27 protein-coding genes are annotated in these 26,478 nt (G+C 74.3%); 15 read left to right on the top strand and 12 right to left on the bottom strand.

Annotated features, from left to right (window positions below):
• The first annotated feature begins 238 nt into the window (after window positions 1-238).
• The 4 genes from ACFUK0_RS32405 to ACFUK0_RS32390 all read left to right on the top strand — a co-directional run bounded on the left by ACFUK0_RS32405 (window position 239) and on the right by ACFUK0_RS32390 (window position 4,907).
• Window positions 239-1,297, top strand: a complete 1,059-nt coding sequence (locus ACFUK0_RS32405) for a LacI family DNA-binding transcriptional regulator (RefSeq protein ID WP_380256148.1) — start codon at window positions 239-241, stop codon at window positions 1,295-1,297.
• Between the two features lie 475 nt (window positions 1,298-1,772).
• Window positions 1,773-3,263 (top strand): SulP family inorganic anion transporter, encoded by a 1,491-nt coding sequence (locus ACFUK0_RS32400; RefSeq protein ID WP_380256146.1) that lies wholly within the window; start codon window positions 1,773-1,775, stop codon window positions 3,261-3,263.
• A gap of 191 nt (window positions 3,264-3,454) precedes the next feature.
• Window positions 3,455-3,754: an MTH1187 family thiamine-binding protein gene (locus ACFUK0_RS32395; protein WP_380256144.1), complete on the top strand. Its 300-nt coding sequence runs from the start codon at window positions 3,455-3,457 to the stop codon at window positions 3,752-3,754.
• Window positions 3,755-3,803: 49 nt separating this feature from the next.
• Window positions 3,804-4,907, top strand: a complete 1,104-nt coding sequence (locus ACFUK0_RS32390) for a WD40 repeat domain-containing protein (protein ID WP_380256142.1) — start codon at window positions 3,804-3,806, stop codon at window positions 4,905-4,907.
• Between the two features lie 88 nt (window positions 4,908-4,995).
• On the opposite strand, the gene ACFUK0_RS32385 is transcribed toward ACFUK0_RS32390, so the two are convergent.
• Window positions 4,996-6,054: a serine hydrolase domain-containing protein gene (locus ACFUK0_RS32385; protein WP_380256150.1), complete on the bottom strand. Its 1,059-nt coding sequence runs from the start codon at window positions 6,052-6,054 to the stop codon at window positions 4,996-4,998.
• Between the two features lie 264 nt (window positions 6,055-6,318).
• Here ACFUK0_RS32385 and ACFUK0_RS32380 point away from each other — a divergent pair, with 264 nt between their 5' ends.
• On the top strand, window positions 6,319-6,996 hold the full coding sequence (locus ACFUK0_RS32380; protein ID WP_380256140.1) for a TetR/AcrR family transcriptional regulator: 678 nt from the start codon (window positions 6,319-6,321) through the stop codon (window positions 6,994-6,996).
• 156 nt (window positions 6,997-7,152) lie between these two features.
• On the opposite strand, the gene ACFUK0_RS32375 is transcribed toward ACFUK0_RS32380, so the two are convergent.
• Window positions 7,153-8,433: a glycerophosphodiester phosphodiesterase gene (locus tag ACFUK0_RS32375; protein ID WP_380256138.1), complete on the bottom strand. Its 1,281-nt coding sequence runs from the start codon at window positions 8,431-8,433 to the stop codon at window positions 7,153-7,155.
• 150 nt (window positions 8,434-8,583) lie between these two features.
• Window positions 8,584-9,141 carry an RBBP9/YdeN family alpha/beta hydrolase gene (locus ACFUK0_RS32370; RefSeq protein WP_380256135.1) on the bottom strand — a complete coding sequence of 186 codons (558 nt, stop codon included), beginning with the start codon at window positions 9,139-9,141 and terminating at the stop codon, window positions 8,584-8,586.
• A 240-nt stretch (window positions 9,142-9,381) separates the two neighbouring features.
• Between ACFUK0_RS32370 and ACFUK0_RS32365 the strand changes: the two genes are divergently transcribed.
• The 3 genes from ACFUK0_RS32365 (at window position 9,382) to ACFUK0_RS32355 (ending at window position 11,701) form a co-directional block, all read left to right on the top strand.
• The gene (locus tag ACFUK0_RS32365; RefSeq protein WP_380256133.1) at window positions 9,382-9,948 is read left to right on the top strand and encodes a DJ-1/PfpI family protein; all 567 of its coding nucleotides are present in this window, start codon (window positions 9,382-9,384) and stop codon (window positions 9,946-9,948) included.
• A gap of 178 nt (window positions 9,949-10,126) precedes the next feature.
• Entirely contained in the window at window positions 10,127-11,032 is a 906-nt protein-coding gene (locus ACFUK0_RS32360) for a zinc-binding dehydrogenase (RefSeq protein WP_380256131.1), read from the top strand.
• A 138-nt stretch (window positions 11,033-11,170) separates the two neighbouring features.
• Window positions 11,171-11,701 (top strand): gamma carbonic anhydrase family protein, encoded by a 531-nt coding sequence (locus ACFUK0_RS32355; RefSeq protein WP_380256129.1) that lies wholly within the window; start codon window positions 11,171-11,173, stop codon window positions 11,699-11,701.
• A 30-nt stretch (window positions 11,702-11,731) separates the two neighbouring features.
• Here ACFUK0_RS32355 and ACFUK0_RS32350 read toward each other — a convergent pair whose 3' ends face one another.
• Window positions 11,732-12,997, bottom strand: coding sequence for an MFS transporter (locus ACFUK0_RS32350; protein ID WP_380256127.1), 1,266 nt, complete (start codon window positions 12,995-12,997; stop codon window positions 11,732-11,734).
• A 293-nt stretch (window positions 12,998-13,290) separates the two neighbouring features.
• Between ACFUK0_RS32350 and ACFUK0_RS32345 the strand changes: the two genes are divergently transcribed.
• The 4 genes from ACFUK0_RS32345 to ACFUK0_RS32330 all read left to right on the top strand — a co-directional run bounded on the left by ACFUK0_RS32345 (window position 13,291) and on the right by ACFUK0_RS32330 (window position 15,182).
• Complete coding sequence (locus ACFUK0_RS32345) at window positions 13,291-13,515, top strand: DUF2277 domain-containing protein (RefSeq protein WP_380256125.1); 225 nt, start codon at window positions 13,291-13,293, stop codon at window positions 13,513-13,515.
• 35 nt (window positions 13,516-13,550) lie between these two features.
• Window positions 13,551-13,787, top strand: coding sequence for a DUF6296 family protein (locus ACFUK0_RS32340; protein WP_380256123.1), 237 nt, complete (start codon window positions 13,551-13,553; stop codon window positions 13,785-13,787).
• A 92-nt stretch (window positions 13,788-13,879) separates the two neighbouring features.
• Entirely contained in the window at window positions 13,880-14,164 is a 285-nt protein-coding gene (locus ACFUK0_RS32335) for a DUF427 domain-containing protein (RefSeq protein ID WP_380256121.1), read from the top strand.
• Between the two features lie 100 nt (window positions 14,165-14,264).
• Entirely contained in the window at window positions 14,265-15,182 is a 918-nt protein-coding gene (locus ACFUK0_RS32330; protein ID WP_380256119.1) for a hypothetical protein, read from the top strand.
• A gap of 30 nt (window positions 15,183-15,212) precedes the next feature.
• Here ACFUK0_RS32330 and ACFUK0_RS32325 read toward each other — a convergent pair whose 3' ends face one another.
• The 5 genes from ACFUK0_RS32325 to ACFUK0_RS32305 form a co-directional block, all read right to left on the bottom strand.
• A complete protein-coding gene (locus ACFUK0_RS32325; RefSeq protein ID WP_380256117.1) occupies window positions 15,213-15,488 on the bottom strand; it encodes a hypothetical protein in 276 nt (91 codons plus the stop codon).
• A gap of 82 nt (window positions 15,489-15,570) precedes the next feature.
• The gene (locus tag ACFUK0_RS32320; protein ID WP_380256115.1) at window positions 15,571-15,723 is read right to left on the bottom strand and encodes a hypothetical protein; all 153 of its coding nucleotides are present in this window, start codon (window positions 15,721-15,723) and stop codon (window positions 15,571-15,573) included.
• A gap of 153 nt (window positions 15,724-15,876) precedes the next feature.
• The gene (locus tag ACFUK0_RS32315; protein ID WP_380256113.1) at window positions 15,877-17,079 is read right to left on the bottom strand and encodes a cytochrome P450; all 1,203 of its coding nucleotides are present in this window, start codon (window positions 17,077-17,079) and stop codon (window positions 15,877-15,879) included.
• Window positions 17,080-17,166: 87 nt separating this feature from the next.
• Entirely contained in the window at window positions 17,167-17,376 is a 210-nt protein-coding gene (locus ACFUK0_RS32310; protein ID WP_380256111.1) for a ferredoxin, read from the bottom strand.
• A 197-nt stretch (window positions 17,377-17,573) separates the two neighbouring features.
• On the bottom strand, window positions 17,574-17,768 hold the full coding sequence (locus ACFUK0_RS32305; protein ID WP_380256109.1) for a hypothetical protein: 195 nt from the start codon (window positions 17,766-17,768) through the stop codon (window positions 17,574-17,576).
• A gap of 207 nt (window positions 17,769-17,975) precedes the next feature.
• On the opposite strand from ACFUK0_RS32305, the gene ACFUK0_RS32300 reads away from it, so the two are divergent.
• Window positions 17,976-18,146, top strand: coding sequence for a hypothetical protein (locus ACFUK0_RS32300; RefSeq protein WP_380256107.1), 171 nt, complete (start codon window positions 17,976-17,978; stop codon window positions 18,144-18,146).
• 21 nt (window positions 18,147-18,167) lie between these two features.
• Here the strand turns inward: ACFUK0_RS32300 and ACFUK0_RS32295 are convergent, their stop codons facing one another.
• Window positions 18,168-18,773 (bottom strand): hypothetical protein, encoded by a 606-nt coding sequence (locus tag ACFUK0_RS32295; protein WP_380256105.1) that lies wholly within the window; start codon window positions 18,771-18,773, stop codon window positions 18,168-18,170.
• 215 nt (window positions 18,774-18,988) lie between these two features.
• Here ACFUK0_RS32295 and ACFUK0_RS32290 point away from each other — a divergent pair, with 215 nt between their 5' ends.
• Both ACFUK0_RS32290 and ACFUK0_RS32285 read left to right on the top strand, forming a co-directional pair.
• Window positions 18,989-20,089 (top strand): chemotaxis protein, encoded by a 1,101-nt coding sequence (locus ACFUK0_RS32290; protein ID WP_380256103.1) that lies wholly within the window; start codon window positions 18,989-18,991, stop codon window positions 20,087-20,089.
• A 209-nt stretch (window positions 20,090-20,298) separates the two neighbouring features.
• Window positions 20,299-20,688: a hypothetical protein gene (locus ACFUK0_RS32285; RefSeq protein ID WP_380256102.1), complete on the top strand. Its 390-nt coding sequence runs from the start codon at window positions 20,299-20,301 to the stop codon at window positions 20,686-20,688.
• Window positions 20,689-20,887: 199 nt separating this feature from the next.
• Here ACFUK0_RS32285 and ACFUK0_RS32280 read toward each other — a convergent pair whose 3' ends face one another.
• Entirely contained in the window at window positions 20,888-22,432 is a 1,545-nt protein-coding gene (locus tag ACFUK0_RS32280; RefSeq protein WP_380256100.1) for a M1 family metallopeptidase, read from the bottom strand.
• Between the two features lie 178 nt (window positions 22,433-22,610).
• Window positions 22,611-26,429: a SpoIIE family protein phosphatase gene (locus ACFUK0_RS32275; RefSeq protein ID WP_380256098.1), complete on the bottom strand. Its 3,819-nt coding sequence runs from the start codon at window positions 26,427-26,429 to the stop codon at window positions 22,611-22,613.
• Between the last annotated feature and the right edge of the window lie 49 nt (window positions 26,430-26,478).

The raw sequence follows: 26,478 nt of genomic DNA, 5'->3' as shown, positions 1-26,478 counted from the left end.
CAACGGCCAGTTCAACCACGTCGTCAACAACACCGGCGCCCCCACCTCCGGCACCGGCACCGTCCCCTCCAACCTCGTCTCCTACCCGTAACACCGCCTCTCCCGTGACGACCGCTCCGTAACAGGAGGAGGAACCGCACGACGGACGGCCCGCCGACCCCGGCGGGCCGTCCGCTCCACCGGGCGCACCTGCGAAGGAAAGCAGGGAGCGTTCTCTTCGCGTGCTATAAAAGCCGCTATGAGTGATGCCCTGCGAACGGCCGCCTCCCGGCCCGCGACCCTCGAGGACGTGGCCCGGGTCGCCGGAGTCTCCCGTTCGACGGTGTCCCGGGTGATCAACGGGATCCGCAACGTCGACACCGAGATCCAGGAGACCGTCCGCCAGGCCATCGCCGCCACCGGATACGTCCCGAACAGCGCCGCCCGCTCGCTCGTCACCCGCCGGGCCGGCTCGATCGCGCTCATCCTCTCCGGGGTGACCGACGAGGTCGAGGACGAGGAGCACGCGAGGAACCGCGTGCTGACCGACCCCTTCTTCGGCCGGGCCCTCAGCGGAGTGATCGGCGCCCTGCGCCCGTTCGGGCTGCACCCGCTGCTGATGGTCGCCGACACCGCCCAGGCCAGGGACCAGGTGGTCGGCCACCTCAAGCAGGGCGGCGCCGACGGTGCCATCCTCGTCTCCACCGACGCGGACGACCCGCTGCCCGCCCGGCTGGTCGAAGTCGGCCTGCCCGCAGTGCTGTTCGCCCGCCCGGTCCGCCCGATCCCGATCAGCTACGTGGACCTCGCCAACCGCGACGGCGCCAGGCTGGCCGCCGACCACCTCGCGGCCCGGGGCTGCCGGACGGTCGTCGTCATCGGCGGCCCCGCCGGGGTGCCCGCCGCCGAGGACCGGCTGACCGGATTCCGCGAGGCGATGGCCCGCCACGGCTTCCCGTACGTCCCCTGTGTCGAGGGGAACTTCACCCAGCGCGGTGGCGAGATCGCGATGGAGCGACTGCTGGCCGAGCACCCGGACCTCGACGGCGTCTTCGCCGCCAACGACCTGATGGCGCAGGGCGCCATGTTCACCCTGCGTGAGCACGGCCGCCGTATCCCCGAGGACACGGCGGTGATCGGCTTCGACGACAGCAGCGCCGCGCTCGCCAGCCGTCCCCAGCTCACCACCGTGCGGCAGCCGGTGGAGGACATGGCCGCCGAGCTCACCAGGCTGCTGCTGGGCCGGGTCGAGGATCCGTCGAGGGCCGTCACCTCGGTGATATTCGAACCGACCCTGGTCATCCGGCAGTCCGCCTGAGGCAGTCGGCCCGGCCGTCGTGTCCGTGCGTTCCCGATGCGTGTGCTGTGCGCTCCCGGGAGGTCGTCCCGGTGCTTCGTCGAACTCCTGGGCGGGTTTGGCATGTATGCACCCCAGAGGACGCGGCTTCGGCAGGTCCTTGTGGTGGGCGCACGGAGATCACGCGAAGGAATCGTGAGTGAGGTTGGCCTAACCTGCGGCGGTGCGTAGCGTTCTGACTACTCCGGGTGTTCATTCGCCCCGGAGTTCGGTCCCCGAGTGCCGCACCCCTGCCGCAGCGCGTCCGCCCAGCGGGCGCGCGGAAGGAAGACGCCATGCACCGCTGTGCCGACGGCAGCCCGCCGCCCTGCCCCCGTCCGCCCGATCGTCATCCGCCCGATCGTCATCCGTCCGGCCGTCGTCCGCTCCCTATCCCGGCCGCCGGCCACACAGCCGGAACCTTCGAAGGCCACCGGCCGCGCCGGGCGGTGACGAGGTGAGGCGGGCCCGGGGCCGGGCCGTCCACTGGCGGCAGGACCTGCCGGCCTCACTGGTCGTCTTCCTGGTCGCGCTCCCGCTCTGCGTCGGCGTCGCCATCGCGTCCGGGGTGCCCGCCGAGCTCGGCCTGATCACCGGGATCGTCGGCGGCCTGCTCGTCGGCGTGCTCCCGGGCAGCAGTCTCCAGGTCAGCGGCCCCGCCGCCGGGCTGACGGTGCTCGTGCTGGAGGCCGTCCGCGAGCACGGTGCGGGCGCGCTCGGCGCGCTGGTACTGGCCACCGGCGTGCTCCAGCTGGCGATGGGCGTCCTGCGGCTGGGTCGCTGGTTCCGGGCGATGTCGGCCTCGGTGGTGCACGGGATGCTGGCCGGGATCGGCCTGACGCTGGTGCTCGGCCAGTTGTATACGATGGCGGACCGCTCGGCCCCGGCCACCGGGTTCGGCAAGATCACCGGCCTGCCCGCCCTGCTGGCGGACGCCGTGCTCGGCCGGGCGGCCCCCTGCGCGCTCGCGCTCGGCGCCGCCGCAATCGCCGTGCTGGTGCTGTGGAAGTACCTGCCCGCCCGGGCCCGCGTGGTGCCCGCACCGCTCGCCGCCGTCGCCGCGACCGCCGCCGTCACCGCCGTCGCGGACCTCCCGGTCGCCCGGGTCCGGGTCCAGGGCCTGCTGACGGCCGTCCAGCCGCCCGACCTCGCGGCCTTCGCCGGTCTGGTGAGTGCCTCCGGCGCCGGCACGATCCTCGCGTTCACCCTGATCGCCTCCGCCGAGACCCTGTTCAGCGCCGCCGCCGTCGACCGGATGCACGACGGCCCGCGCACCGACTACGACCGCGAGCTGACCGCGCAGGGCATCGGCAACATGGCGTGCGGAGCGCTCGGGGCCCTGCCGATGACGGCGGTGATCGTCCGCAGCGCCGCCAACGTCCAGGCCGGGGCCCGCACCAAGGCCTCCCGCACCCTGCACGGCCTGTGGCTGCTGCTGTTCGCCGCCCTGCTCCCGGCGGCCCTCGGCCTGATCCCGGTCGCGGCGCTCGCCGCCGTCCTGGTGTACTCCGGCGCGAAGCTCGTCCCGGTCCGCCGGATCGCCCTTCTCTGGCGCGCGCATCGCGGCGAGGCGGTGGTGCTGGCGGTGACGGCGACCGCGATCATCGCGACCAACCTGTTCGAGGGGGTGCTGGCCGGGATCGCCGTGGCCGTCGCCAAGTCGGCCTGGCAGACCTCCCACCTGCACATCGCGGTGGAGGACGCGACGCATGCCGAGGGCGCCCCACTACGGGTGCGGCTGAGCGGGAACGCCACCTTCCTGCGTCTGCCGCGCCTGCTCGACGCGCTGGAACGGCTGCCCGCCGACCGGCCGGTCGAACTCGACTGGTCCGGTCTGCGCCACCTCGACCACGCCTGTGCGGTGGCCCTGGTGACCTGGGCAGGTCAGCACCGGGCGCGCAGCAGTGAGCCACTGGCGGTGGAGCCGCCGCTGCCGACCGGCGTCTGACGCCCGCCGGGGCCTCGGGCACGGGCCACTTCGACGCGTCGACCGTCCGGAGCGTCCGGGCGGATCCCACCGGAGCCGGGTGACCGCCGGCAGGGGAGCGAGGCCGCCCCGGGCCGCGTCCGGGAACGAGGCCGCGCCGACCGGTAGCGTCGTGCTGCCCCGGTGCGGGGCGGGAGCGAAGGAGGACCACCGTGATCGCAGCATTCTCGGTCACCCCGTTGGGCGTCGGCGAGGACGTCGGGGAGGCCGTGGCCGCCGCCGTCCGGGTCGTGCGGGCGAGCGGCCTGCCCAACCGGACGGACGCGATGTTCACCAGCATCGAGGGGGAGTGGGACGAGGTGATGCCCGTCATCCGGGACGCGATCGAGGCGGTGAAGGCCTACAGCGGCCGGGTCAGTACCGTCATCAAGATCGACGACCGGGCCGGGGTCACCGACGGTCTGACCGCCAAGGTGCGGACGGTCGAGCGCCACCTCGCCGCCGGCGGCTGACCGCCCGGTGGCGGCCCCCGTCGCCAGGTCGCCGTGGGATGATCGCACCGTGGCACGTGCACTGGCGGGACATTCGTGGCAGCGGCGACCCCTGCGGGCGGGCGCCGTGCTGCTCGCGGCAGCCCTCGTCACGGTGGTCGCGCCCGCCGTCCCGGCGGTGGCCGGCGACGGGCCGGTGCAGGAGTTCACCATCTCCGACCCCCGGATCACCGAGTCCAGCGGCCTGGCGGCCAGCACGGCGCACCCGGGCGTGTACTGGACGCACAACGACAGCGACGACGGCCCGTACGTCTACGCCGTCGACGGGCAGGGCCGTACCGTCGCCACGGTGACCATGCGCGGGATCAAGCCGCGTGACGTCGAGGCGGTCTCCCTCGGGCCGGACGGACAGCTGTACGTCGCCGACATCGGCGACAACCTGGACGGCACCTGGCCCGAGGTCTGGATCTACCGCTTCGCCGAGCCGGCCGACCTCCGCGACCAGAGCGTCGACGTCGTCCGCTACCGGGTGCGCTACGAGGACGGCCCGCGCAACGCCGAAGCCCTGATGGTGCACCCGGTCACCGGCCGGGTGTACATCGCCAGCAAGCGCGAGAAGGGCGCCGGCCTGTACGAGGGGCCGCAGACCCTCTCGGCGACGGCCGTCAACACCTTCCGCAGGGTGAGCGAGGTGCCCTGGGTGACCGACGGCGGCTTCTCGCCGGACGGCACCCGGCTGCTGCTGCGCGGCTACTTCTGGGCGACCATGTACCGCTGGCCGGGTGCCGGCGCGCCCGAGGCGCTGGGCGACGTCTCGCTGCCGTTCCAACGCCAGGGCGAGTCGGCGACGTTCGCCGCCGACGGCCGGTCGGTGCTGTTCGGCAGTGAGGGCAGGAGCAGCCCGGTCTGGCGGGTGGCGCTCAAGGGCGAGCAACTCCCCGACACCGTCCGGCCGTCGGCTGCGGCCGGATCCTCCCCGTCGGCCGGGGCCTCCGCCGGGGCCCCTGCCGGTGCCTCCGCCGGCGCCGACGGATCGCCGCAGGCGGCCGCACCGGCGGGGCAGCCCGCCGACTCCGACTCCGGCGGGGGCGTCACCCTCCTGGTGGTGGTCGCCGTGGTGGTGGCACTGGCGGGCGGCTGGCGCAAGAAGCGCGGCGGCGGAGCTTCGGACTGACGCTCCGCCGGGGGTGCCCGTACTCCGCAGCGGATCTGCCGGCCCGGGGAGCTGCGGGCCCGGCGACGCCGAGTCCCGCCGGCCCGGGTCAGCCGAACATCGCCAGGCGGTAGAGGGCCGCAAGCGCGCCGTCGATGGGATGGGGCTGCGGCCTGCCGGAGGAGTCGAGCCTGTTCCACCTCTGCAGGTTCACCGCGACCGCCAGCTGCCGCCGGCCGTCGGCGCGGATCATGGCCAGCGCCCCGCCGCCCCAGACCGTGCCGCCGTGTCCCCAGAAGACGTCCTGGCCGGGACCACCCTCCATCGCGTGCAGGCCGAGGCCGTAGTCGATCGTCCGGCCCTCCTGGGAGACGACCGGGACAGTGCGCTGCATCTGTGCCAGCGACGACGGGCTGACGATCTCCCCGGCCAGCAGCTTGCCGTAGAAGCGGTTGAGGTCCGCGACGGTCGATATCAGCGAGGCCGACGGTCCCACCCAGGACATGTCGTGGACGCTGTGGTCGCGCGGCGGGTCGATCATGCCGAACCACGCCTCGTAGAGCCTCGAATGCGGCCCGTCGACGTCCGGCCCGGTGGGGAAGCCGGTGTCCCGGAGCCCGGCGCGCTCGATGACGTTCCGGGTGATGCACCGCTCGGCCGTCGTGCCGGTCACCTGCTCCAGGAGTTCGCAGAGGAGCAGGTAGTTGGTGTTGGAGTACACCCCCGGCGTACCGCCCGGGGTGCCGACAGCAGGGGCACCGACGCCCATCCCGATCAGTTCGGTGCGGTGGAACCGGGTGAGCCGGTGGTCGTCCAGGCTCTGCGGGCCGGTGTCCGCGAGGGCGGGGAACGCCTTGAGGGAGGGGTAGGCGTACGGGAGGTACTCGGCGAGGCCACTGGTGTGGTTGATCAGCATCCGGACGGTGATCGCGCCACCGCGCTCTCCCGGAACCAGCTCCGGAAGGTACTGGCCGATCGGTGTGTCGAGACCGATCCGACCACTCTCGACCTGCTGCAGGACGGCGGCGGCCGTGAAGGTCTTGGTGATGCTGCCGACCCGGTGCCGCAGGCCGGCGGTGACGGGGCGGCCGGTGGCGAGATCGGCGACCCCGGCGGCACCGCGCCAGACCTGGCCGCCGTCACGCACCTCGGCGAACAGGCCCGGCATCCCGGCGCGGTGGACGTTCTCGACGGCTGCGTCCAGTGCCGCCGAGTCCAGTGCCGCCGAATCCAGTTGGTTCGTCACGTCATGCGTCCTTTCGTATTCCCCGGGGCGGGCTCCGCATCGGTCGCCGGACCCGGGCAGCAGGGCATGTGCGGCATGCCGGGCCGACGCTGCCGGGCCGTCCGGCACGCCCATGTCCTCATTATGCACGCGGTGCGTGCAACACCAAGTGCATAAGCTAGACTGGGATCCGGCGAGAGGGGAAAGATGGCAGGCCGAAGGCGCTGGTCGACCGAAGAGATCCTGGACACGGCGGCGGAGCTGCTGCGCACGGGCGACGCGGATTCATTCAGCGTCCGCAAGCTGGCCGCAGCCCTCGGGACGGACTCCTCCAGCCTCTACCGGCATTTCCGCAGCAAGACCGAACTGCTGCGCGCGGTCGCCGACCGGGTCCTTCTCGCGGCCATGGACGGCCCCCGCCCCGAGGGCGACTGGAAGCAGCACATCACGGTCCTGGCCCTGCGCGTGCGAGAGGCCTTCGGCCGGCAGCCCCAGCTCGCCGCGGTCTGGGGACGCTACGCGTCGGGCGGCACCGGGTCCCGGCTGGTCATGGAGGAGCTGCTGCAGGCCCTGCGCGCGTCGGGACTGCCCGACGAGGAGATCCCGGCGCGCTACCACCGGATCGCGGTCCTCATCGCCGCGTTGATCGCCTCCGAGGCCGGGGTCAGCACCGTCACCCCCGAGGAGTACGAACAGGGCATGGAGCTGTTCCGCGTCGCGGTGCTCGGAGCCGATCCCGCGCAGTTCCCGGCCCTGGCCCACTTCGCCCGCGACGTCCGTCCCCTCGGGGCCGACCGCCGCGCCGCGTTCGAGGAGATCCTCGCCGCCCAGCTCGCCCAGATCGAGGCCGCGGTCGGCTCGGGCCGGCCGGCTCCGCCCGCCTGACCACGACCCCGCACGGTGGCCTGCTCCCGCACCGGCCGGCGAGCTGGATTCCCTTGTCCCGCGCAGCTGCCGGGACGAACGGAAAGGCGGTACCACCGTACGGATCGGTGGTACCGCCTTCGTTCCCCGCTCTGCGCCGGCCCCCGCCGGGCGCTGTCAGCTCACGCCGCGTGAGGCCCAGAAGTCCGCGCGGGTGAGCACGGCGGTGTCGCTCTGGTCGGTGAAGAAGCCGTCCACGCCCTGCTCGTACAGGTAGCGCGACCAGCCGATCGCGTCGCCGTAGGCGGTCGGGTCCGTGCCGCGCCGGTAGTCGAGCGGCAGGAAGCCGTTCTCGTTGCGCACGGTGTACGGGTGCAGCACCAGGCCGGCCCGGTGCGCGTCGGCGACGAGCGTGGTCGGGGGCTGGAGCTTGCCGGTCTTGTCGACCGGTGCGATCAGCTGGGTTGTCGGGCCGATCCCCTGCGCGTAGTTCGCGATCCACCGGAGCCCGGCGGGCGTGACCAGGTCGGCGACCGTGCGGGTGTCGCCGGCCAGGACGAAGTCGTACGGCCGGGTTGCGGCGTCGCTCAGCAGCTGCACGGCCGGGTTCTCCACCAGCCGGGACAGCCGCTGGAGGCTGCTCGGCTCGAAGGACTGCAGGATGGCCTTGCCGCGCTTGCCGGCCAGCCCGCCGCGGCGCAGCTCGGCGGCGAGGCGCTCCTCCAGCGGGAGGCCGATGGAGCGGAAGTAGCTGGGGTGCTTCGTCTCGACGTACAGCCAGACGTCGCGGCCGAGGGAGCGCGAGCGCTTCGCGGCGTACTCGACGACCTCGCGGAAGGTCGGGACGGCCCACCGGCCGTCGTAGAGGGTGTTGCGCTGGCGCTGCGCGGGCAGGCGCTCCTTGGCACGCAGGGTGCGCAGCTCGGCGAGCGTGAAGTCCTCGGTGAACCAGCCGGTCAGGCTCTGGCCGTCGATGGTCTTCGTGGTGCGCAGGGCGGCGAACTCGGGGTGGTCGGCGACGTCGGTGGTCTCCGCGATGTTGTTCTCGTGCCGGACGACGAGCTGGCCGTCCTTGGTCGGCACGAGGTCCTGCTCGATCACGTCCGCGCCCAGCTCCAGGGCGAGTTCGTAGGAGCCGAGGGTGTGCTCGGGGCGGTAGCCGCTGGCGCCGCGGTGGCCGATGACGAGCGGGTGCGGCAGCCGGTCGAGGCCGGTGCCGGTGCGGACGGCGGGTGTGGTGCCGGTGCCGCGGCTCTCGCCGCCGGAGCCGCGCTCGGTGTCGGCCGGTGCGGCCGCCGCCTCGCCCGCGCCGGCCGCGCCCACCGCGACGGTGCCGAGGCCGACGGCGCCGGCGGCCCGCAGGAAGCCGCGGCGCGAGGCCCCGGCCGGGACGTCGGTGGCCGCTGCGGCGGCCGCGGTCCGCGCCGGGCTGCCGTTGCTGATCGGGCGGTGCGTCATGGGTGCTCCCTGTCCGCGCTGTTGTCGGTGACGCCCGCAGACTAGGAGGAGCGGAGGGCTCCCCGGGTGGCCGCCCGACGAACGGCGGGAGAACGCTGCGCGGGCCGGCTGCCCGGCCCCGTCACGTCGGCCCGTCGGCCCGGCGTTCCGTCAGCCTGCCTGCCCGTCCGTCAGCTCGGCCAGCAGCGCGAGGCCGTCGGGCCATCCGCCGAGGCCGGACTGCGCGTTGATGTGGCCGTACGGCCCGATGTCGACGTACCGCGCGCCCCAGCTCCGCGCGAACAGCCGCGAGCGCTCCGGGGTGGCCCACGGGTCGTCGCTGCCGGCCACCACGATGCTCGGGAACGGCAGCGGTTGCAGGGGCACCGGCCGGAATCCCTCCAGCTGCGGCACCTCGGCCCAGTCGATGTCCGGCGGTGCCACCAGGAGCGCGCCCACCACCGGCGCCGTGAGGGCGACCGGCGTCCGGGCCGCCCAGCGGGCCACCGTGGTGCAGCCGAGGCTGTGCGCCACCAGGACGAGCGGGCCGTCGTGCCCGGTCACCGCGCGGTGCAGGGCGTCCGTCCAGGCCTCCGGGTCGGGGTGGTCCCAGTCCTCCTGCTCCAGCCGGCGGAAGGCCGGGTCGGCGCGCTCCCAGAAGCTCTGCCAGTGGTCGTGGTCGGAGTTCTGGTAGCCGGGCAGGACGAGGTAGGCGGGCTGCTGGGCCATCTGGGGTGGTCACTCCTGGCGGTGGGCGGTGGGTGGTGGGCGTCTGTCGCGGGAGTCTAACGGGGCGCACGGGGCGCCCGCCCGGCGTGCGGGGCAGGCGGGGGCGCGGCGCGTGATTCGGTGCGCCCTGTTGCGCGCGGGGCCAGGGTGCGGGAAGTTGATGTCCGTCACGGCCCGGAGATCATCACCGGGCGTGTACATGAGCATGTTTGACGACCAATCATGGAGGGATGCTCGGCGATGGCATCGAAGATCCTGCTTGTCACCGGTGACGCGGCGGAGTCCCTGGAGGTGTTCTACCCCTACCAGCGGCTGCTGGAGGAGGGCTACCAGGTCGACATCGCGGCGCCCGCCCGCAAGCGCCTGCAGTTCGTCGTGCACGACTTCGTGGACGGTTTCGACACCTACACCGAGAAGCCCGGCTACACCTGGCCCGCCGACCTCGCCTTCGACGAGGTGGACCCGGCCGACTACGTCGCCCTGGTCATCCCGGGCGGCCGCGCCCCCGAGTACCTGCGCAACAACGCGGAGCTCCAGCGGATCGTGAAGCACTTCTTCGAGGCCGAGAAGCCGGTCGCGCAGATCTGCCACGGCCCGCAGATCACGGCTGCCGCGGGCGTCCTCAAGGGCCGCCGCATCGCCGCCTACCCGGCGCTGGAGCCCGACGTCGCCGCGGCCGGTGCCGAGTACGTGGACGGCGAGGCCGTGGTGGACGGCGTGGTCGTCTCGGCCCGCGCCTGGCCGGACCACCCGGGCTGGGTCCGGGCGTTCATCGAGATCCTGCGGGTGAAGGCCCCGGTGGCCTGAGCCCCCTCGCCCACTCCTGCCGGGCCCGGACCGAATTCGGTCCGGGCCCGGAGGTGTTCCCGTGGCTCTCGTTGCAAACTCATGAACAGTCGATCGCGCTTCTCGGAGGAGGGAATGAAGCCCGCTCGACGAAGGGTTTGCACACGGCACAGTACCTGCTGACGAAGGGTTGTCCGTGATGCGCGCTCTTGTGGTGGACCATTCCGTCCCCGGCCGACTGGCCCTGGCCACCGTGCCCGATCCCGTCCCCGGGCCCGACGAGGTGCTGGTACGGATCTCCGCGATCTCCCTGAACTACGGCGAGCTGCCCAAGGCCGACGACGCGCCCGCCGGCGTGATACCCGGATGGGACGCCGCCGGGGTGGTCGAGCGCGCCGCCGCCTCCGGCCGCGGGCCGAAGGCCGGTGAGCGGGTGGTCACCTTCGGCGCCGACGCGGGCTGGGCCGAGCTGCGCGCGGTGGACGTCGACGAACTCGCCGTGCTCCCCGACGAGGTGGGCTTCGCCGAGGCCGCCACGCTGCCCGTCGCCGCCGTCACCGCCCTGCGCGCGCTGCGCCAGGGCGAGGTCCGGCCCGGTCACCGGGTGGCGATCACCGGTGCCTCGGGCGGGGTCGGCCGGTTCGCCGTCCAGCTGGCCGCCCAGGGGGGAGCCGAGGTGTACGCGCTGGTGGGCGGCGCTGCCCGGGGCGAGGGCCTGGCGGAGCTCGGCGCGGACCACGTGCTCACCAGCGCCGAGGAGATCGACGAGCCGCTCGACCTCGTCCTCGACAACGTCGGCGGCGACCTGCTCGGGGACGTCCTCGGGCATCTGGCGCCCGGCGGCGTCGTCCTGTCCATCGGCACCGCCTCGGGGCAGCCGACGACGCTGGCGCCCTACCAGCTGATCGCCGGCCAGATCACCCTGGTCGGCTTCCAGCGCGGCGGGCGGTCCACCGCCGATCTCGGCCACCTCCTGCGCCTGCTGGCGACCGGCCGGCTGGACGCGGGGGTGGACTGGCAGAGCGACTGGGAGAAGGCCGGCGAGGCGGCCGTCGCCCTGCTGGAACGCCGGATCAAGGGCAAGGCCGTCCTCACCATCGGCTGAATCCCGGGCTGAACCCCCGGCTGGATCCCGGGCCGTCTCCTCGGCCGGCCGGCCGACCCGTAGGCCGGGCTCCGCGCCGGCCGGTGCGATCATGACCGGGCCGGCCCGAGCAGGCCGGCCGAGTCGGGAGGACGAGACATGGCAGAGCCGCTGATCGCCGCAGTCGCAGGACTGGCGCCCGAGGTCGACCCGTCCGCGTTCGTCGCGCCCAACGCGGTGGTGGTCGGCGCGGTGACCGTCGCCGGGGGAGTGAGCATCTGGTACGGCGCGGTGCTGCGCGGTGACTCGGGACCGATCACGGTCGGCGCCGGCACCAATATCCAGGACAACTGCACCCTGCACGCCGATCCCGGTTTCGCGCTGGTGCTGGGCGAGCGGATCTCGGTGGGCCACAACGCCGTCCTGCACGGCTGCACCGTGGAGGACGACGTCCTGGTGGGGATGGGCGCCACCGTGCTGAACGGTGCGCTCGTCGGGGCGGGCTCACTGGTCGCGGCGGGAGCCGTCGTCCCGCAGGGGATGGTGGTCCCGCCCCGCTCGCTGGTCGCGGGCGTCCCCGCCAAGGTCCGGCGCGAGCTGACGGAGGACGAGGTGGCCGGCATCAAGGCCAACGGCGCCGGCTACCAGCTGCTCGCCGAGGCGCACCGCGGCATCGAGCCGCTCGGGTAGCCGGCCGCCGACGGGCCGTCGGCCGGGGCCTCAGCCGTGAAGCTCTGCCGCCGGCGTCCCGGACCCGTCCTGGGCCTGGGCCTGGGATTGGGACTGTGACGGGGCCTGGGCCGGGATGCCGTCATGGGCCGGCCCGGAGCCGTCGGCGGCGGTCCGGCGCCGGTCCGCCGCCCACGCCAGGACGGCGATCAGCGCGCCGATGGCGGCGAGGACGCCGCCGACCACGGGCGGCGCCGTCCACCCCAGTCCGGCGTCGACCGCCAGACCGCCGAAGAACGCACCCTGGGCGTTGGCCAGGTTGAAGGCACCCTGGACGGTCGCCGAGGCGAGGGTCGGCGCGTTCCGGGCCTTCTGCATCACCAGGGTCTGCACGGCCGGCACGATGGCGAAGCCGAACAGGCCGATCAGCAGCACGGTGACGGCCGCCGACCACTTGTGGTGCGCCGTCACCGAGAAGGCGGCCAGGGTCAGCGCCAGCAGCACGAAGAACGCGCAGACGCTCGGGCGCAGCGCGCGGTCCGCCGCGTACCCGCCGATCACGTTGCCGATGGTCATGCCGACGCCGAACAGCGCCAGCATCAGGGTGACCGAGCCGGTGGCGAAACCCGCGACGTCGGTGAGCAGCGGTGTGATGTAGCTGTAGCAGGCGAAGAAGCCGCCGCAGCCGAAGACCACGGTCGCGAGCGCCAGCCAGAGCTGGCCGCTGCGGAAGACGCTGAGCTCGTGGCGCAGTCCGGCCTTCTCGGGTGCGGGCAGGTGGGGGACGAGGCGGGCGATGGCCAGCGTGCCGGCCGCCCCGATGGCGACGACGACGAGCATGGTGGCCCGCCACCCGAGGTGCTGGCCGAGCAGGGTGGCGGCGGGTACGCCGACCACGTTGGCGATGGTGAGGCCGGAGAACATCACGGACACCGCCCGGGCCCGCAGATGGGGTGCGGCGAGTTCGGCGGCGGCCACCGCCCCGGCGCCGAAGAAGGCGCCGTGCGGCAGGCCGGTGATCAGCCGGGCCACGGCCAGCAGCCAGAAGTTCGGGGCGACGGCGCAGAGCAGGTTGCCGACCGTGAAGAGGCCGGCGAGGCCGATCAGCACGGTCTTGCGCGGGATCCGGGCGGCCGCGGCGGTGAGCAGCGGCGCGCCGATGACCACACCGATCGCGTACGCGGAGATCAGCCAGCCCGCCTGCGGGATGGAGACGTGGAGGTCGTCCGCGACCTGGGGGAGCAGCCCCATGGCGGCGAACTCGGTGGTGCCGATGGCAAAGGCGGTGACGGCCAGTGCGACGAGCGCCAGTGGCATGGGGAAGGACTCCGGGGTGACGCCCGGCGACGGGCGGAGGCGACTCCCGGCGACGGCGACGGAAGGGGAGCGGGCGCAGTACGCGGGTGGCGGCGGGGGCGGGTGGGCCGTCCCGATCGGGCTCGCGGCTTTGTTCGTTCGAGATCCTAATACGGCGCAGGACGGGCCCGGCGCGCGGGATCCCTGCGCACGCGAACCGTTGCGTCCTCGTCCGGGCCGTGGGGCGTCCGGTTCCCCCGGGCGTCCCGGCGAGGCTGCTCGCCGTCGCGCCGCGGTCGCGGGAGACTGGGGGCATGTGCCGCAGTATCAAGACGTTGAGGCCACCCGTCACACCCGAGGTCCACGAGGAGGACATCCGGGCGGCGGCCCTGCAGTACGTCCGCAAGGTATCGGGCTTCAGGGCGCCCGCCGCGCACAACCGCGAGGCGTTCGACCGGGCGGTGGAGGCGGTGGCGCAGGCCACCGCGCAGCTGCTCGGAGAACTGGAGGTGCGCGGCCAGAGTGGTCGCGCAGCGTAGTCGGACGACGTCGGGACGCAGGAGGAGGCTTGTACATGAGCGACGAGAAGCGGTACGCGCTGACATTCCCGGGCACGCCCGGCACCCAGGCTCCTCAGGACGTGGTCGTGGTGTCCTGGACGAGCGCGACCGGGCCGGGCGGGCACCCGGTGTACGAGGACGCCTCCGGCATCGTCCGGGCCGAGATCAGCGAGGCCGGGGAGGTCCGGATGCTCGCCAGCGGCGGCCACCAGTCCCCGCACCTGCCGGTGCACGCCGAGCCGCTGGCCTGAGCGGCCGGGGCCGGGGCCGGGGCCTGCGTTCGTCCGCGCGTTCGTCCGCGCGTTCGCCCTCGTGGCGGTCCGCCGTCGGGCAGAATCGGTGCATGACCACAGCACGCTGGCAGGGCACGATCATCGCCGAGAGCGACGAGACCACCATCGTCGAGGGCAACCACTACTTCCCGTTGTCGTCGGTGCGGACGGAGCACCTGCTTCCGTCCGACACCACCACGCTCTGCCCGTGGAAGGGCACGGCGGGCTACTACTCGCTGCACGTGGACGGGCAGACCAACGCCGACGCCGTCTGGTTCTACGCCGATCCGAAGCCGCAGGCCGCCCACGTGCGCGACCGGGTGGCGTTCTGGCGCGGCGTCGAGATCAGCGACTGAGACCGCACCCCGGTAGCCCCGCCGCCGCCGGGCGGGTGGTTCCGGCCGCCCGGCCGGAACGGCAGGCGTGCCCGAGCACCAGTTCGGGTAGGCGCAGGGCATGGCACTCTTCAGGAAGTCCCGGCCGGATGACCCAGCGGACGGCCACCCGGCCGGAGCGGGCGGGCCCGCACCGGGTGAGCTGGCCGAGGAGCTCGCGGAACTCGTCGAAGGCATGGAGCGCGGCCCGGCCCTCACCGGCCCGGCCCGCCCCGCCGAGGTCGTCCTGCACCGGCAGGGCGGCCGGCAGCGCGCGACCCGGCTCGTCAGATCGCTGACGGGGCTGCTCGGCCGCGGCGGCCGGGCGGCCGCCAAGGGCGCCGGGTACGGCGGCCGGGCCCTCGCCGACCGGCTGCTGGTGGCCGCCCCGCGCATCCCGGTGCGAAACCTGGCCACCCTGCGCGCCCAGTACCCCGACATAGCCGACCGCGAGCTGATGGCCGATCTGCTGGTCACCGGTGCCAGTCGGGCCTCCGCCGCCCTCGGTGCCGGGGTCGGTGCGGCCGCCATGCTGCCGGTCCCGCCCGCGATGGCGGTGGAGATCGCCGCCGAGACCCTGGCCGTGGCGGCCGTCGAGATCAAACTGATCGCCGAGCTGCACGAGGTCTACGGCCGGCCCGCGGCCGGCAACACCGCCCAGCGCGGCGCCGCGTACGTCACCGCCTGGGCGAACCGGCGGGGCATCGACCGGGCGGCCCTGCTCAAGCCCGCCGGACTGGTGGCGGTCGCCGTCGGCAGCGATGTCCGCAAGCGGCTCGGCAAGCGGCTGACCCGCAGCTCCCTGCGCCGGCTGCCGTCGCTGACTCCGCTGCTGATCGGAGCGGGCATCGGCGCGAACATCAACCGCCGGGACACCCGCAAGCTGGCCGGCGAAGTCCGCGCGGACCTGCGGTCCAGCCCGCCGACCGATCCCGCCTACTGGACGGCAGCGGCCCCCGGCCCCGCCACGGGCGGAACCGGGGGACGTGCCAAGCGCTGAACCGGCGCCCGCGGGTGCGGGCACGGCTCGTCACAGCGGTGCGTGCGCCCCCCTGCCCGCCTTGGCCGCGAGCACCATGGCCTGGTGCACGGCCCGCGCGGTGGTCTCGTCCGCGGCGGGCACCGGGCTCCCCACCACCGTGTACCAGTCGAGTGCACCGCTGTACTGCACGGTCAGCCGGGCCTCGCCGTCCACCCACGTGGTGTGCACGGTGAGGTCTCCGGTGATGGGGCCGACCTCGACGGTCTCCACGCCGCCGGGGCCGCTGATGATGCTCTGGGTCGTCCAGGTCGCCCAGGTGTTCACGAGGCCTCACCGCCCCGGGCGTCGCGGTGCTGCCCCGTCGGCGGGGTGGCGCGGGCCGGGGCCGGCGCCCCCGTCACGGCGCTCAGGACAGCCCCTCCGAATCCTCGTAGGAGTCGCCCTCGGCCTGCGAGGTGTCCTGCGCGTGGGCGTTCTGCATCGAGGTGATGCCCTCCTCCGGGTCCGCCGCGCGGACGTCCTCGTCCTGGTCGCTGCTCACCTGGGACCGTGCGCTCATGTCCGACATAGCGACTCCGTCTCCTCGGCCGGCCGGGGGACGGCCGCAGCCACGGGCGGTCGCCCGGCCGGGTCTCTGCCTCCCTCCAGCGTGCCTCCGGCCCGCCGATAGGGCCAACCGGGTCAACCGGGTCAACCGGACCGGGCCCGGGACTCACCAGGCGACCGGCAGCGACACCAGCCCGTAGACGACGGTCTCGGTGCGGTAGGCGAGTTCGTCCTCCGCCGCCGTGACGCGCAGCGCGGGCAGCCGACGCAGCAGCGTCTCCAGCGCGATCTGGAGTTCGACCCGGGCCAGCGGCTGCCCGAGGCACTGGTGGACGCCGAAGCCGAACGCCAGGTGGCGTCGCGCGTCGCGCTCCACGTCCAGCTCGTCCGGGTCCGCCCCGAACAGCTCCCCGTCCCGGTTGGCGGTGGAGAGCATGCACATCACGGCCTGCCCGGCCCGCACGAGCGTGCCGCCGAGTTCGATGTCCTCGGTGGCCACCCGCGGCAGCCCGGACTGGATGATGGTGAGGTAGCGCAGCAGTTCCTCGACCGCCCCCCGGACGAGCCCGGGGTCCGACCGCAGCAGCGCCGCCTGCTCCGGCCTGCGCAGCAGCGCGAGCGTGGCGAGCGCGGTCATGTTGGCGGTGGTCTCGTGGCCGGCGACCAGCAGCAGCAGCCCGGTCGCGGCGATCTCGGCCGGCTCCAGGTCCTCGCGGACGGCCAGCCGGCTCAGTACGTCGTCGCCCGGCTGTCGGGCCTTCGCGGCGGCCAGCCCGGTGAGGTAGTCGTGCAGCTCGCGCTGCGCGGTCCGGGCCTCCTCCAGCGGGGTGGTGTTGTCGAGCAAGGTCCGGCTCAGGGTCTGGAAGAGCTCGTGGTCCTCGTACGGCACGCCGAGCAGCAGGCAGATCACGAGCGAGGGGACCGGCAGGGCGAAGTCGGCGACCAGGTCCGCGGCGGAGCCGCGGGCGGTCATCCGGTCGATGGTGTCGTCGACGATCCGCTGGATCTCGGGGCGCATCGCCTCGACCCGCTTGACCAGGAAGTCCTTGGTGACCATCCGGCGGAGCCGGGCGTGCTCCGGGTCGTCGATCCGGACGAAGCTGGGGTTGTTGGTCGCGATGGCGCGGCGGGCCGGGGAGGGGAAGGGGAAGCCCGGGTGGCGGGCGTCGGCGCTGAAGCGCTGGTCGGACAGCACGGCGCGGACTTCGCTGTAGCCGGTGACCAGCCAGCAGAAGCTGCCGTCCGGCAGCCTGGCCGCGGTGACGGGCCCCTCCCGGCCGGCGAGCCCGTACGCGGGCGGCGGGTCGAAGGGGCAGCTTCCGTGGGCGGCGGGGAGGGTGAGGGAGGGCGCGGTCGGTGTGCTCGTCACGAGGACGTCTCCTTACGGATTCCGGGTACGCGGGCGGGCGCGTAGCGGTGCCTCAGGGGGTTCACAGTGCGCGTGCTGTCCAGGTCTTCACGGTGCGTCAGGGGCTTCGGTGACGGTGATGGCGCCACTCGGGCAGAGCGCGGCGGCCAGCCGGACGTCGGCGTGCAGGCCCGGTTCGGGGCTCGGCCGGCGCAGCCGTACCAGGCCGTCGTCGTCACTCTGGTCGAACACCTCGGGCGCCGCCAGCACGCACTGCCCCGCGCTGCAGCAGCGGTCCTGATCGATGGTCACCTGCATGTCGGACACCTCCGTGGTACGGCGGCGGACCGTTCCGGGCCGCTCGCCCGTGCCGTGACTCCAACCTAGCCCTCACTGTGTCGCACACGAAGATGTGACGCCGAAGGGCACGAGAATGGCCGATTCGGTACCGGACCGGGCCGGTCCGCCCTGGGCCGGCGGGCTTCGCCCCGCCCGCCGGCCCAGGGCCGGGAGTGTCAGGACAGCGGCCCGCCCGGTTCGGTGACGGTCTGACCGGCCACGGTGTCGGCGCCGTCGAGGACGGCGTCCGGGGCGCTGGTGGTGTTCTGCAGGCCGGTGCCGCTCAGGCCGTCCCGCACCGGGCCCGCGTGCGCGCTCGGGGCGACGAGGGAGGCGACGACGCCGGCGGCCAGGGATGCGACGGCGAGCATGCTGCGCTTCTTCATGCCGTGCCCAACGAGCGGCGCCCCGCGAGGTCACGGCGGGCCCCGGCCGGGAGCCGGGGCGGATTCACCCGCCTGCCGGACGATCACCCCACCCGTGGGGGTGACGGGGTCGGCCGAACGGCCGCGAGCGGGGTTTTCGGGCCCGCCGGGGCGGACAGGTTGCACACGACCCGACTGGAAAGGTGCACCGGTATGACGCTGACCATGCTTCTGCTGACCACTCCGCTCCTGCTCGCGGCACTTCTGGCCGGCGCCCGCCGCGAGGTCCGGCCGCCCGCCAGGCACGGTCGTGCCCGGCACGCCGCCCGGCCCCGGGCGGTGCGGGCGGCGCCGCGGTCCGACGAGGTGCCGGCCGCCCGGTAGGCACGGGCCGCCGGCCCGGCCTCAGTAGCGCTGCGCCACGGCGACCCGGGGTGTGGCGGCGAGGCCCTCGTCGCGTCCGCCGAAGGCGACCGGCGAGGCCTTCGCGCCGGGCTGGAGGTTCGTGGCGCCGACCACGGTGGTGTCCACGACGGTGCCCGCGGAGTCGACGAACTCGACCCGGACGGCGTACGACGCGGCGGAGCCGGTGCTGTTGGTGATCGTCACGACGGCCGCGCGGCGGCCCCCGGAGTTGGCGGTCGGCACGCCGGTCAGGGTGACGTCGGAGAGTGCGTTGCCGGTGCCCGTGACGCCGGCCAGCGCGGCCGACGCGGACGCGTTCGCCGCGCTGACCTCGGCGGAAACCGAGGCCTCGAAGGACGACGCGGCGACGGAGGCGCCCGAGGCGAGTGCGGAAGCCGAGGAGAGCAGGGCGGAGGGCAGCAGCGAGGACGGCGGGGTGCCCTGCACGGTGGGGCGCGAGGGCGAGCTGCCGGAGCCGGTGTCGGAGCTGCTGCCGCAGGCGGCCACGGTGGTGGCGGTGACGGCCAGCAGCGCGGCGACCGCGCCGATCCGCAGCGGGTGGAGCCGGTGGTTTCGTACGGTCCTGCGGCCGCCGGTGTTCGTCACGAGGTCGCTCCTGAAGTCGCGTGCCGGGTGGCCTGATCGCCCCCCGCAGTCCAAGGCTGCAACCGAACGCCGGGGGTCTGCGCGGGCGGGTCCGCCAATCGAGTGGTATCGGGATCTCGCGAAATATCTACCATGTTTTCCGGTTTTGCCCGAATACTGACAGCCCGTTCGGGGGAGGAGTGGACAGGACAACCCCTGACAAGAAGGGCGCCTCCATGCACTCTGCAGAGCTCACGCCGTCCGTTCTCGCCGAGCTGCGGCGGCCGCGGCGCTATCCGGCCGTGTCCCTGGTGATGCCCACGCACCGCAGTGAGCCCGAGAACGCCCAGGACGCCGTCCGGCTGCGCAACCTCGTCGCCGACGCCAAGGCCCGGCTGCACGCCGACGAGAGCGTCTCGCGGGCGGACCGCCTGGACGTGCTCGACCAGCTCGACCGGGCCGTCGCCGACGTCGACCTGGTGCACGCGGAGGACGGCCTGGTGATCCTGGTCGCCCCGGGCGAGCATCAGGTCTGGTCCATCCCGCGGACGGTGCCGACGCGGATCGTGTTCGCCGAGACCTTCCTGACCCGCAACCTGGTGGCCACGCAGGTCGCCGCCGCGCCGTACTGGGTGCTGACCATCTCGGCCGAGCGGTCCGCGCTGTTCGGCGGCTCCGGCAAGGGGCTGACCGAGCACACCCGGCAGGGATTCCCGCGCGAGCAGGAGCCCGACCAGCCGGACGTCGAGCGCAAGGAGCGGATCGGCGACGTGCCGAGCACCTTCCGCGACGAGCAGACCCGGCACTTCATCCGGGAGGCGGACTCCGCGCTGGGCGCGGTCCTGGAGACCGATCCCCGGCCGGTGTTCGTGGTGGGCGACGCACCCGCGCTGGCGGTCCTCGGCGAGGTCGGGACGGCGGCGAAGACCGCGGTGGCGCACGTGGTCCGGGGCGGGCTGGCGCACGCCGCGGCCGCGGCCGTCCGGGAGGCGGTGACGGGCGCGCTGGGGGAGCAGGCGGTGCGCGCGGTCGGGCAGGCGAAGGAGCGGCTGAGCCAGGCGAAGGGGACGCGGTCGCTGGCGGCCGGGATCGACGAGGTGTGGCGCAACGTGTCCGAGGGCCGGGTCGCGCTCGTGGTGCTGGAGGAGCACTACTGGGAGCCGGTGCTGGTCACCGACAACCACCTGGTGCCGGCCCGCGCCGAGACGCCCGAGGTCCGCGAGGACATGGTCGACGAGATCGTCGAGCGGGCGCTGGACACCGGCGCGCAGGTGCAGTTCGTGCCGACCGACGAGCTGGCGGACTACGACCGCATCGCGGCCGTCCTGCGCTACTGACACACCGTCCGGACGGGATGCCGGGCCCGGGCCGCCGTTCCGCTCCGGCGGGCCGGCGGCCGGTCGGCCGGAGCGGGAGGGCGGCTGTTGCCGGGTGGCGACCAGGAGGCGGTGGCCGTGAAGGAGTGCGGACGGATCCCGGGACGCGGGTTACTACTCTCCGGTAACCTGGGGCGCCCTGTGCACCGCCGCCCCTTCCGGAGGTCCCCATGTCATCGTCCGAGCGCTCCACGCCGTCGGCCCGCAGGGCGGCGCGCCCCCTGGCGGTGCTGCTGCTGGCGGCCGGGGTCGCGCACTTCGCCCGGCCCAGGACCTTCGACGCCATCGTGCCCCGCTCCCTGCCGGGCACCCCGCGCGCCTGGACGTACGCCAGCGGCGTCGCCGAACTCGCCCTCGGGGCGGCGGTAGCGGCGCCGCGCACCCGCCGGGTCGGCGCGCTCGCCACCGCCGGGTTCTTCGTCGCGGTGCTGCCCGCCAACGTCAAGATGGCCGTGGACTGGCGCAGTCACCCGACGCCGTACAAGGCGGCCGCCTGGGCCCGGGTGCCGCTGCAGGTCCCGCTGGTGCTCTGGGCCCTGCGGGCCGGCCGGCGGCCGTAGCGCGCGGTCCGACCGGGGAGCGTGGTTGGTCGCCCCGCGCGCCGTCCGGAACCGAGCCGGTCGGCGGGCGGGCCGCAGCGACCACGATGCGTGATCCGCCCGGCCTCCGGTACCGGCGCGCGGGCGGCGTTCCGCAGCATGGGCCGGGTGCATGACAGGCGCAGAGCCGCCGGGCCGCCGCCCGTGGCGGGCGTCGCCGTCAGAGCGTGGCCGTCCCCTGCCGGGCGCCCGCGAGGCCGGAATCCCGGGGCACGGCGGGCGCGGGGGTCCAGTCGGGATGGCCGGGCATCGGTGGAGTGCGGGTGCCGTAGAGCCAGTCGTTCAGGAACGCGTCGAGGTCCTGGCCGGAGACCTCGCTCGCGGTCGCGATGAAATCCCGGGTGCTCGCGCTGCCGTACCGGTAGCGCTCCAGGAAGGCGCGCTCGATGCGCTCGAACGCCGCGGCGCCGACCTTCTCCCGGAGCGCGAACAGTACGAGCACGCCCCCGGCGTAGCGCTGGCTGTCGAACAGGTTTGCGGCCGTCGGCGCCGCCACCGGGCCGGAGTCCAGCCGCCACTGGTCGCCGCGGGCGTAGGTGTCCCGCATGTTCGCCTCCAGCGAGGTGAGCCCGAGCCCGTCCGGCCAGCCCCGCTCGTACCGGTACAGCAGGCCGTAGTAGTCGGCGTGCCCCTCGTTGAGCCAGAGGTCCGCCCAGGTCCGGGGCGACACGCTGTCGCCGAACCAGGCGTGCACCAGTTCGTGCATCATGTGCGGGGCGATCTGCGGCTCCGGCTGCGCCAGGAACCCGGGCTTGTAGAGCGTCAGGGACTGCGTCTCCAGGCCGGTGAAGTCGAAGGCCCGGCCGTCGTCGGTGTCGGCGGGCATCAGCCCGTACGCCTCGAACGGGAAGGCGCCGAGGCGCTGCTCGATCCAGCCGAGCTGCGCGGAGGTCAGGTCCAGGGCGGGCTGCACGGCACTCGCGCGTGCCACCGGGACGACGTCGCGCAGGGGCAGGCCGCCGGGCCCCGGATGCTCCCGCACCACGTAGTCGCCGACCGAGACCTGGACCAGCTCGGTGGCCATCGGATCGCGCGAGACGTACGTCCGGGTCGTGCGCCCGTCCCGCTCGGCGGTCTCCGTCAGCGTGCCGCCGGCGACGCCGAGGGTGCGGCTCGGCGCGGTGATCCGGACGGTGACGGCGGCCTTGTCAGCGGGGTGGTCGTTGCACGGGAAGACGGTGTGCGCGCTCTTCGGCTGGCCCGCGATCGCGAAGCCGTCGGCGGTCGGGATCCAGGCGGTGTGGGGCAGCCGGGCCCGGGGATCGGCGGAGTACTCGACCGTGACCGTCATGGTGGCCCCGCGGCGGACCTCCCGCTCCGGGGTGACGGTCAGCTTCTCGTCGTGCAGCGCGAACCCGGCCGGCCTGCCGTCGACCCGGACGCCGTGCACGGCCAGGCCGAGCGCGTCCAGCTCGAACCGGGGGAGCGCCTCCAGGGCGCGGGCGGTGATACCCGCGACGGCGTTCACCGTCCGGCTGTCGGCCAGGTAGTCGAAGGCCAGGTCGTACCCCAGTGCGTCGTAGCCGGTGTTGCCCAGGCCGGGGAAGACCGGATCGCCGTGCGGCGGCGCCGGACGGCCGAAGAAGGCGCCGGGCGCCCCCACCGGCGCCGCGGGCTGCGCCGGGGCCGCGCCGGAGCCGTGGACCACGGTGACGGCGAGGACGGCGGCGAGGCAGGTGCGGGAGATGAACAGCGCGATCACCATTTCTGAAGCGGCTCACCGAGACCCGGGGCGGCCGGTCGGGCGGCCGACCCGGGGTGCTTGATCGCTACCCGGGAGAGCCGCGGAACGACCCCTGCCGGCGCGGGTTCGTACCCGAAAGGAGCCCGTGGCGGGGCGTGCGGGCGACCGGACGGGCCCGCCCCGGGCTGCTCAGGGCTGCTCAGGACTCGTCGCCGGTACCGGGCAGGTCGACCTCGAACCAGACCACCTTGCCGGTCTGCGTGCTGCGGCTGCCCCAGCGGTGGGCCAGCTCGTCCACCAGGTGCATGCCCCGGCCGCCCTCGTCGCCCTCCAGCGCCCGGCGCGGGTGCGGAGCCCGGCTGTCCGGGTCGGCGACCTCCACGGTCAGGCAGCGGTTGCGGGAGATCCTCAGCTGGGTCGGCGCGCCCGCGTGCAGCAGGGCGTTGGTGATGAGTTCGCTGGTCAGCAGCTCGATCAGGTCGCCGAGTTGGCCCAGGCCCCAGCCGGCGAGGGTCTGGCGGGTGAAACGGCGGGCGTGCCGGACCAGCGCGTGGTCGCCGGTCAGCGACAGGGTGGCGATCCGGTCCGGGCCGACCGCGCGGGAGCGCGCCATGATGACGGCGATGTCGTCCTCGCTGGCCGGTGCGTCCAGCGCGGTGAGCACCGCGTCGCAGGTCCGCTCCAGCGAGAAGGCGCGCCCGGCCATCGTGTGCCGCAGCAGCTCCAGGCCCTCGTCGATGTCGCGCCCCCGGCGCTCCACCAGCCCGTCGGTGTACAGCACCAGGGTGCCGTCCTCCGGCAGCGTGAAACGGACGCTCTCGAACGGCACCCCGCCGACCCCGAGCGGCGCGCCGGGCGGCAGGCTGACCAGCCGCGCCCGGCCGTCCGGCGTGGCGATCACGGGCGGCAGGTGGCCGGCGCTGGCGGCCGTGCAGCTGTGCTCCACCGGGTCGTAGATCACGCACACCCCGGTCGCGAACTGCCCCGCGCCGATCGCGGCCGTCGCATCGTCGAGCCGGCGCATCACCCGGGCCGGGTCGATGTCCAGCGTGATCAGCGTTCTCGCCACCGTCCGGAGCTGCCCCATCGTGGCGGCGGCCCGGATGCCGTGCCCCATCACGTCGCCGACCACCAGCGCGACCCGCCCGCAGGACAGCGGCACCACGTCGAACCAGTCCCCGCCGACCTCGCTGCTGACACTGCTCGGCAGGTAGCGGTAGGCGATCTCCAGCCCCACCGTGTGGTGCACCTCCTGCGGCAGCAGGCTGCGCTGGAGGGTCAGCGCGGTGTCCCGCTCGCGCCGGTACAGCCGGGCGTTGTCGATGCAGACGGCGGCCCGCGCGACCAGCTCCTCGGCCAGCGCCACGTCCGCCGGGGTGAACGGCTCGGGAGTGTCCGTCCGGATGAACTCGGCGCCGCCCAGCACCACCCCGCGGGCCAGTAGCGGCACCATCAGGTACGAGTGGACGCCGGCCGCCAGGCTCGGCGCCACCCGGTCGGGGGACGCGACGATCCGGCGCAGCGCGGCCTCGTCCACCTCGGGGACCAGCACCGAGCGTCCGGACCGCAGGCTCTGCGCGTACACCTGGGCGGACTGCGAGGACTGACCCACCGAATCGGCCGCCCGGGCCATCACCCCGGTGGAGCCCACCTCGCCCACGGCGACCGCGCGCAGGAGCATCGCCCCGCTGTGCGACAGCGGCGGGGTCAGATCGTCCCCGTCGAGCACGGAGTCCAGCAGGTCGACGGTCACGAAGTCGGCGAACCGGGGGATCACCACCTCGACCAGCTCCTGCGCCGTGCGCTGGACGTCCAGCGTGGTGCCGATCCGGGTGCTCGCCTCGTTCAGCAGCGCCAGCTTCTGCCGGCCCGCCTCGACCTCGTCCAGTGCCCGCCGGGTCTCGCGCGCCGCGTCCCGCTCCCGGGTGTAGAGCAGGGCGTTGTCGATCGACACCGCCGCCCGGGCGGCCAGCTCGCGCGCCAGGGCGAGATCCTCCTCGTCGTACGCGCGGGCGGTGATCGTCCGGTAGAACGCCGCGATGCCGACCGCGGAGCCGCGCGCGATCAGCGGCACCACCATGAAGGTGTGCACCCCCTGGGCCTGCGCGGCCTCGGCGCGCACCGGGTCCTCGGCCAGCCAGGCCAGCCCCTCCTCGTCCAGCCGGGGGACCAGCACGGCCCGGCGGTGGGTCAGGCTCCACGACCGGGGCGTGCTCGGGTGGAAGCGCTGGACGTTCCCGAGCGGTGCGATCGGTGCCATGCCCGAGCCCTCCACGGCGTGGAAGGCCATCCGGCGCAGCGATGCCGAACGGTCCGCCGGGCTGAACACCTGGCGCTCCCCGCGCAGCAGCGAGTCCAGCACCTCCACCACGACCGCGTCGGCCAGCCGGGGCGTCGCGACCTCCGCCAGCTCCCGGGCGGTCTGCCCGGGGTCGAGCGTGGTGCCGATCCGGGTGGACGCCGAGTTGACCACCGCCAGCCGCTCCTGCGCCGCCTTCGCGTCCCGCAGCGCCTGTGCGCGCGCCTTGAGCACCTGCTCGCGCCGGGTGTACAGCAGCGCGTTGTCGATGGCGACCGCCGCCCGCCCGGCCAGTTCGTCGCCGAGGGTGAAGTCAGCCGCCGCGAAGGACTCCCGCTGCCCGCGCCGCGAGTACACCACCATGCCGAGCACCGTCCCGCGCGCGACCAGCGGCGCGATCCGGGTCTCGCGGGGGCGCAGGCCGCGATAGGTCTTCAGCCGCTCGGGCGTCATACCCGGCGCCAGCAGCGGCAGCTCCCAGGACGGCGCCACGACGGGCCGGCCGGTCGAGAGGGCCAGGGCGTAGGCGGAGTCCGGCGGGATGGTGAGCACGGCGTCGGTCGGCAGGTCCTCCAGCGGGTAGTCCGCCTCGGAGGCGGCGGTCGCGAGCCGGCGCACCTGCACCGGCCGGTCCCCGCCCGGCGCGGCGAACCCGGCCGACCCGACCTGGGCCACCTGCTCCTCCAGCGCGAACACCCCGCAGGTGTCCGCGACCCGGGGGACGAGCACCTGCGCCAGCTCACGGGCGGTCTGCCGCAGGTCCAGGGTGGTGCCGATGGAGGCCGCCGCGTCCACCAGCAGGGTCAGCCGTTCCTGCGCCGAGACGGCCAGCGCCTCGGCCCGGAAGTGCTCGGTGACGTCGACGATGGTGGAACTCACCCCGAGCACCTTGCCGCCGGGCTCCTCCAGCCGGAAGTACGAGGCGGACCACGCGTGCTCCTGTCCCGGGTCACCCGCCGTGCGGCCGTGCGACCGGGCGTCGATCACCGGCCGGCCGGTCTCCAGCACCCCGCGCATCACCGCCTCGATCTCCGCCGCGTTGATCCCCGGCAGCACCTCCGTCACCCGGCGGCCCAGGTGGTCCGGCACGGCGAGCCCGTTGGCCGCCGCCAGGGCCTGGTTCAGCCGGACGAAGCGCAGATCGGGGTCGTACACCGCCATCCCCACCGGCGACTGGGTGAAGAACCCGTCGAGCACGGCGAGGTCGGCCTCCACCCGGCGCAGCGCCGTGACGTCCGAGGCCACCGCGAGGACCAGCGGGTGGCCGTCGGGGCCCATGATCGGATGGGTGCGGAACTCCAGGTTCACGTGGTGACCGTCGCGGTGGCGCACCGGGAAGACACCCGACCAGCCGCGCCCGCTCAGGATGCCGTCGAACAGCGTCAGCACACCCGGCCGCTGTTCCTCGGTCACCAGGATGTTGGCGGCCGGTGTGCCGACGGCCTCTGCGGCGGAGAAGCCGAGCAGTGCCTCGGCGTCGGCGCTCCAGTGCAGGATCCGGCCGTCGGCCGCGATCAGCGCGGTCGCGATGGGCACCGACAGCAGGCCGCCCTGGTCGGAGCGGCCGCCCGGCCCGGCCCGCAGGGCATCCCCGGCGGCACCCGGCCCGGGGTCCTGCACCCGCGCTCGGTCGTGCCGCTGCTCTGCGTCCGCGGAGTGATCCGCGTGCTCGTCCGTGTGCATGGCCAGGAAACCGCCCGGAGGTCGAATGCCCGCCATGCCATCTTCCCACCGACCGGCCGCCGCCACCCGGGTGAGTGGCGGCGGC

Source organism: Kitasatospora sp. NPDC057223 (assembly GCF_042669755.1).
GTDB lineage: Bacteria > Actinomycetota > Actinomycetes > Streptomycetales > Streptomycetaceae > Kitasatospora.
This window is presented reverse-complemented; position numbering and strand designations above follow the sequence as displayed.

Bases quoted from the DNA above. Each gene is read 5' to 3' on its own strand.
- ACFUK0_RS32340 (WP_380256123.1), top strand. From the start codon at position 13,551: ATGAGCGACGAGAAGCGGTACGCGCTGACATTCCCGGGCACGCCCGGC.
- ACFUK0_RS32300 (WP_380256107.1), top strand. From the start codon at position 17,976: ATGACGCTGACCATGCTTCTGCTGACCACTCCGCTCCTGCTCGCGGCA.
- ACFUK0_RS32345 (WP_380256125.1), top strand. From the start codon at position 13,291: ATGTGCCGCAGTATCAAGACGTTGAGGCCACCCGTCACACCCGAGGTC.
- ACFUK0_RS32360 (WP_380256131.1), top strand. From the start codon at position 10,127: ATGCGCGCTCTTGTGGTGGACCATTCCGTCCCCGGCCGACTGGCCCTG.
- ACFUK0_RS32405 (WP_380256148.1), top strand. From the start codon at position 239: ATGAGTGATGCCCTGCGAACGGCCGCCTCCCGGCCCGCGACCCTCGAG.
- ACFUK0_RS32320 (WP_380256115.1), bottom strand. From the start codon at position 15,723: ATGAGCGCACGGTCCCAGGTGAGCAGCGACCAGGACGAGGACGTCCGC.
- ACFUK0_RS32370 (WP_380256135.1), bottom strand. From the start codon at position 9,141: ATGGCCCAGCAGCCCGCCTACCTCGTCCTGCCCGGCTACCAGAACTCC.
- ACFUK0_RS32355 (WP_380256129.1), top strand. From the start codon at position 11,171: ATGGCAGAGCCGCTGATCGCCGCAGTCGCAGGACTGGCGCCCGAGGTC.
- ACFUK0_RS32330 (WP_380256119.1), top strand. From the start codon at position 14,265: ATGGCACTCTTCAGGAAGTCCCGGCCGGATGACCCAGCGGACGGCCAC.
- ACFUK0_RS32310 (WP_380256111.1), bottom strand. From the start codon at position 17,376: ATGCAGGTGACCATCGATCAGGACCGCTGCTGCAGCGCGGGGCAGTGC.
- ACFUK0_RS32375 (WP_380256138.1), bottom strand. From the start codon at position 8,433: ATGACGCACCGCCCGATCAGCAACGGCAGCCCGGCGCGGACCGCGGCC.
- ACFUK0_RS32385 (WP_380256150.1), bottom strand. From the start codon at position 6,054: ATGCCGGGCCTGTTCGCCGAGGTGCGTGACGGCGGCCAGGTCTGGCGC.
- ACFUK0_RS32365 (WP_380256133.1), top strand. From the start codon at position 9,382: ATGGCATCGAAGATCCTGCTTGTCACCGGTGACGCGGCGGAGTCCCTG.
- ACFUK0_RS32275 (WP_380256098.1), bottom strand. From the start codon at position 26,429: ATGGCGGGCATTCGACCTCCGGGCGGTTTCCTGGCCATGCACACGGAC.
- ACFUK0_RS32350 (WP_380256127.1), bottom strand. From the start codon at position 12,997: ATGCCACTGGCGCTCGTCGCACTGGCCGTCACCGCCTTTGCCATCGGC.
- ACFUK0_RS32285 (WP_380256102.1), top strand. From the start codon at position 20,299: ATGTCATCGTCCGAGCGCTCCACGCCGTCGGCCCGCAGGGCGGCGCGC.
- ACFUK0_RS32380 (WP_380256140.1), top strand. From the start codon at position 6,319: ATGGCAGGCCGAAGGCGCTGGTCGACCGAAGAGATCCTGGACACGGCG.
- ACFUK0_RS32305 (WP_380256109.1), bottom strand. From the start codon at position 17,768: ATGCTCGCCGTCGCATCCCTGGCCGCCGGCGTCGTCGCCTCCCTCGTC.
- ACFUK0_RS32335 (WP_380256121.1), top strand. From the start codon at position 13,880: ATGACCACAGCACGCTGGCAGGGCACGATCATCGCCGAGAGCGACGAG.
- ACFUK0_RS32290 (WP_380256103.1), top strand. From the start codon at position 18,989: ATGCACTCTGCAGAGCTCACGCCGTCCGTTCTCGCCGAGCTGCGGCGG.
- ACFUK0_RS32280 (WP_380256100.1), bottom strand. From the start codon at position 22,432: ATGGTGATCGCGCTGTTCATCTCCCGCACCTGCCTCGCCGCCGTCCTC.